This is a genomic window from Pricia sp., assembly GCF_041745955.1.
GTDB lineage: Bacteria > Bacteroidota > Bacteroidia > Flavobacteriales > Flavobacteriaceae > Pricia.
On the sequence record NZ_JBGTHY010000121.1, the window covers coordinates 1 to 5081 of the forward strand.

General features: G+C 47.9%; 3 protein-coding genes and 1 rRNA gene. 3 read left to right on the forward strand and 1 reads right to left on the reverse strand.

Annotated elements, in window-relative coordinates; all coding sequences use genetic code 11:
• The 3 genes from ACEW8S_RS04230 to ACEW8S_RS04240 form a co-directional block, all read left to right on the forward strand.
• Nucleotides 1–2443 (forward strand): glutamate synthase-related protein (locus ACEW8S_RS04230; RefSeq protein ID WP_373516937.1); only part of this gene is annotated, 2443 nt, incomplete at its 5' end.
• Nucleotides 2444–2468: 25 nt separating this feature from the next.
• The gene (locus ACEW8S_RS04235) at nt 2469–3935 is read left to right on the forward strand and encodes a glutamate synthase subunit beta (protein ID WP_373516938.1); all 1467 of its coding nucleotides are present in this window, start codon (nt 2469–2471) and stop codon (nt 3933–3935) included.
• Nucleotides 3936–3953: 18 nt separating this feature from the next.
• Nucleotides 3954–4781: an O-methyltransferase gene (locus tag ACEW8S_RS04240; protein ID WP_373516939.1), complete on the forward strand. Its 828-nt coding sequence runs from the start codon at nt 3954–3956 to the stop codon at nt 4779–4781.
• 206 nt (nt 4782–4987) lie between these two features.
• On the opposite strand, the gene rrf is transcribed toward ACEW8S_RS04240, so the two are convergent.
• Nucleotides 4988–5081 (reverse strand): 5S ribosomal RNA (rrf, locus tag ACEW8S_RS04245); the annotation flags it as partial.

The following is a 5081-nucleotide window of genomic DNA, read 5'->3' on the forward strand; positions in this document are numbered from 1 at the left end:
CAACGAAATTATCGGCGAACAGATCGAGGAACACGATATCACCGAGTACACGTTCTCTGAAGCCATAGAAAATTACAATAAAGCCGTTGGCAAAGGTATCTTGAAAGTAATGAACAAAATAGGTATCTCTACCTTGAATTCCTATCGTGGGTCGCAACTGTTCGAATGTGTAGGCATCAATACCAAGGTGGTGGACAAGTATTTTCCGAATACCCCTACACGTATACAAGGTATCGGACTTTATCAGATCGAGAAGGAAATTGCCAAACGGCATCGTAATGCCTTTTCCAAAAAAGAAGTCGCCGCCACCCTCGATCTTGAGGTCGGGGGCGAATACCGTTGGAGAAGGGACGGGGAAAAGCACATGTTCAACCCCTTGTCCGTTGCCAAGCTACAGAAAGCGGTGCGGGGCAATGAGGCCGATACCTACAAGGAATATGCCGCCATGGTCAACGAACAGACCAAAAACCTGATGACCATCCGGGGACTTTTCGAATTCTCGAACTACGACCCGATTCCCTTGGAAGAGGTAGAACCTTGGACCGATATTGTCAAACGCTTTAAAACCGGTGCCATGTCATACGGCTCCATCAGTAAGGAAGCCCATGAAAATTTGGCCATTGCCATGAACAGGATCGGCGGTAAGAGCAATTCCGGCGAAGGCGGTGAAGATGCCGACCGTTTTTATAAAAATGCGACCGGCGACTGGCGAAACAGTGCCATCAAACAAGTGGCTTCGGGCCGTTTCGGGGTAACCTCCGATTACTTGACCAATGCCCAAGAGATACAGATCAAAATGGCTCAAGGGGCCAAACCTGGGGAAGGCGGTCAATTGCCAGGTCCCAAAGTGAACCCTGCTATTGCGAAAACCCGGAATTCGACCCCGTACGTGGGCCTGATCTCACCACCGCCACATCATGATATTTATTCCATCGAAGATTTGTCCCAGTTGATTTTCGACCTTAAATCGGCCAACCGGAAGGCTAGGATCAATGTGAAATTGGTATCCGAAGTTGGTGTCGGTACCGTTGCTGCCGGGGTATCAAAGGCTAAAGCCGATGTAATATTGATTTCAGGCTTCGATGGCGGCACCGGAGCTTCGCCCCTGACCTCTTTGAAACATGCAGGTCTTCCATGGGAACTCGGTATCGCCGAAGCCCAGCAGACCTTGGTGATGAACGATCTTCGCAACCGGATCGTTTTGGAATGTGACGGGCAGCTTAAGACCGGCCGCGATGTGGCGGTAGCCTGTCTGTTGGGTGCCGAAGAATTTGGATTTTCTACCGCACCGTTGGTCGCATCGGGCTGTATCATGATGCGCGTCTGCCATCTGAACACCTGCCCGGTGGGTATAGCAACGCAGAATCCCGAACTTCGTAAAAAGTTCGAGGGCAAACCCGAGCACGTGGTCAATTACATGTATTTCGTTGCCCAGGAACTGCGCGAGATCATGGCCCAGCTAGGCTTCCGGACGGTAAACGAAATGGTGGGCCAGGTCAAAAAACTGGACCGTAGAAAGGCCATAGACCATTATAAGGCCAAAGGCATCGACCTGACCCCGATTTTGCACCAAGTAGACGTTCCTGCAGGCACGAAATTCTATAATACCCAAAAACAGAAGCACAACATCGATCAGTCCATCGAATTCGATATCATCGCCAAGGCCAATCCGTCATTGTTCCGAAAAGAGAAACTGACGCTTGACTTCCCGATAAAGAATACGGATCGGGCCGTCGGAGCCATCATCAGCAATGAAATCTCCAAGGTATATGGGGCGCAAGGTTTGCCCATCAATACCTTAAAACTGAATTTTATCGGTTCTGCCGGCCAAAGTTTTGGGGCTTTCGCTACGCGAGGCTTGACCATGATCGTGAACGGTAATACCAACGACTATCTCGGAAAGGGACTTTCAGGCGCCAAATTGGTCGTTAAAGTACCCCAAGGTTCGACCATCGTACCCGAAGATAATGTGATTACCGGAAACGTTACGCTCTATGGTGCGACCGCCGGTAGGGCCTATATCAATGGTAGGGCCGGGGAACGTTTTTGCGTACGGAATTCAGGGGCAAAAGCGGTCGTCGAGGGTATCGGTGATCACGGTTGCGAATATATGACCGGTGGCGTTGCCGTAGTATTAGGCGAAGTGGGCCGGAATTTCGGCGCAGGAATGAGCGGTGGCATCGCCTATATTTTCGATGAGAAAAAGACTTTTAAGAAAAACTGTAACGCCGAAGACCTAAACTTGCTCCAAGTAACCGAAGACCAAGACGTCAAGCAGCTTAAAGATTTGATCGAAAGCCATTACAACGCTACCTTGAGTCCGCTTGCACAACGTATTCTGGAAGATTGGGAGGACTGTCTGCCCAAGTTCGTAAAAGTATTCCCCGAGGAATACCGAAAGGCGTTGATCCGATTGGAAGAAGAGAAACTAGAAACTATTTAAAACTACACTAATTTACGATCGATACATGGGAAAGATAACAGGATTTTTGGAATTCGATAGAAAAGTAGAGGCATACGCTCCCGTCGAGGAGCGCGTGCAGCACTTTAAGGAGTTTTCACTACGCTTACCCGAAAAGGAAATCAAGGACCAAGGCGCACGCTGCATGGACTGCGGCATTCCGTTTTGCCATAGTGGATGCCCACTGGGCAACCTTATCCCCGATTTTAACGATGCCGTTTATAAGGGCAAATGGAACAAGGCGGCGGATATTCTACACGCGACGAACAACTTTCCGGAATTTACGGGACGATTGTGCCCCGCTCCTTGCGAAGAAGCCTGCGTACTCGGAATCAACGAGGATCCGGTCACTATTGAGAACATTGAAAAGATGATCGCCGAAACCGCCTTCGAAAAAGGATGGATCAAACCCGAACCCCCAAAAACCAGAACCGGTAAAAAAGTGGCTGTAGTAGGCTCAGGGCCTGCAGGATTGGCGGCCGCACAGCAATTGAACCGTGCAGGTCATTTGGTAACCGTATTCGAACGGGATGAAAAGGCTGGAGGATTGTTACGCTACGGTATTCCCGATTTCAAGATGGAAAAGCACATTATCGACCGAAGGCTCAACGTACTGGAAGCCGAAGGTATCGAATTTAAATGCGGCGTTAACGTCGGGATAGATGTCAAAGGCGAAGAACTCCAGAATGATTTTGATGCCATCGTGCTATGCGGAGGGGCAACGATTCACAGAAACCTACCCATAGAAGGTGCGGACTTGAAAGGGGTTGTGCAGGCGATGGACTTCCTTCCCCAAAACAACCGTCGCGTCGATGGAACTACAACATTCGAAAACGAGCTATTGGCCACAGGTAAGGATGTTGTCGTTATCGGCGGCGGAGATACCGGATCGGATTGTATCGGGACATCGTTCCGCCACGGTGCAAAATCCGTCTCCAATTTCGAGATTATGCCCATGGCCACTGCCGAACGCCCCGAGGACCAGCCTTGGCCCTTTTGGCCCATGCGATTGCGCACCAGTTCATCACATAAGGAAGGTGCGGAGCGTTTTTTCAGCATCTCGACCAAACGCTTCGAAGGTGACAAAGATGGTAATCTGACAGGTTTGGTCACCTCTGAGGTCGAATGGATCAAAGAACCCGGAAAATCAATGGTCTTGAAAGAAGTCGAAGGCACCGAAAAGGAATGGAAATGCGATTTGGCCTTGCTGGCCTTAGGTTTTACAGGTTCAGAAATGACTATAGCCGAACAATTGGGGCTTGAAGCCGATGGCAGGACCAACATCAAGGCCACAGAAAAAGATTATATGACCAATGTACCCGGCGTCTTTGCGGCGGGAGACCAACGCCGCGGCCAATCCCTCATCGTCTGGGCGATTTCCGAAGGGCGACAAGCGGCCTATCACGTCGACACCTATCTTATGGGAGCATCTGAATTGCCGTTGAAAGGTGAGGGGGATTTGCCGAGAGTGTAATCTAAATACGGTTAACCTATGATCGAGAAGAAAATACGGAAGCATCTTTCCATAACCCGTACCCGGTTAAATCAAAAAAAAGAACTCGAAAAAATATCCAAATACAAAAACAGTACTTTACAAAAAGTCGTCGAGGCCGTATCGACAGTACTAAATTCCAATTATAAGGAAGAAGATCGTCAAGCGTTCCAAAATTGTGAAAACTACAGAACGGAGCTTTTACAGGACGAAACCCTGATTTCGTACCAAATTTTCGGCTCCGATAAAACAGCGATGGTCAAGGATATCTGTAAAAATGCGGCATCCAGTAAAAAATGGTGCGAGTTCTTGTATTTCCTTTCCAAAAAAACAGCACCTTCCCTTATTTTAGAGATTGGTACTAACTTGGGAATATCCGGATGTTACGTCCTAAAAAGTATCCAGAATAGCCCTCAAGCCCAATTTGTCACCATGGAAGGCCTTTCCCAGTTGTGTGAAATTTCGGGCGACCAGTTTGCCACTATGGCGCCCGTATCAAAATATGATATCAGGGAAGGATTATTCGATGCCACTTTTCCGCAGCTCCTAAAAGAGGATGTTCACTTCGACCTTCTATTTATTGATGGCAATCACCAAAAAGAACCGACTATCAAATATTTTAAGGCATTAAAGGATAAAATAAAATCCCCAGCAATTTTCGTTTTTGATGATATCAATTGGAGCCATGAAATGAAGGAAGCCTGGGACCTTTTAAAAAGGGATAGTTCTGTCAACTTTACGATAGATTTGTACAAACAGGGTATTGTCATCCTCGACAAACAGGAAACGGAAAAAAATGTACAGTTTAACCTTCATCTAGGGTATTGAAGGGTGAATCTTTCGATCAATTATTTTTTCCATTCTTTTTTAACGTCTTTTTGTGACTTCAGGTTCTATATGGCGAGCGACAATAGTTTTCCCTTATTCAGGATTTGCACACTCTAGGGTTCAGAGATATTCCTATTTTCTCCAGGTTTTGCCATTTTTAACCATAAAAAAAGGTCCCGATCAACTGGTGATCGGGACCTTCCGAGGTAAGGCGGCATCCTACTCTCCCACCTTTCGGCAGTACCATCGGCGCTGGCGGGCTTAACTTCCCTGTTCGGAATGGAAAGGGGTGGGCCCCGC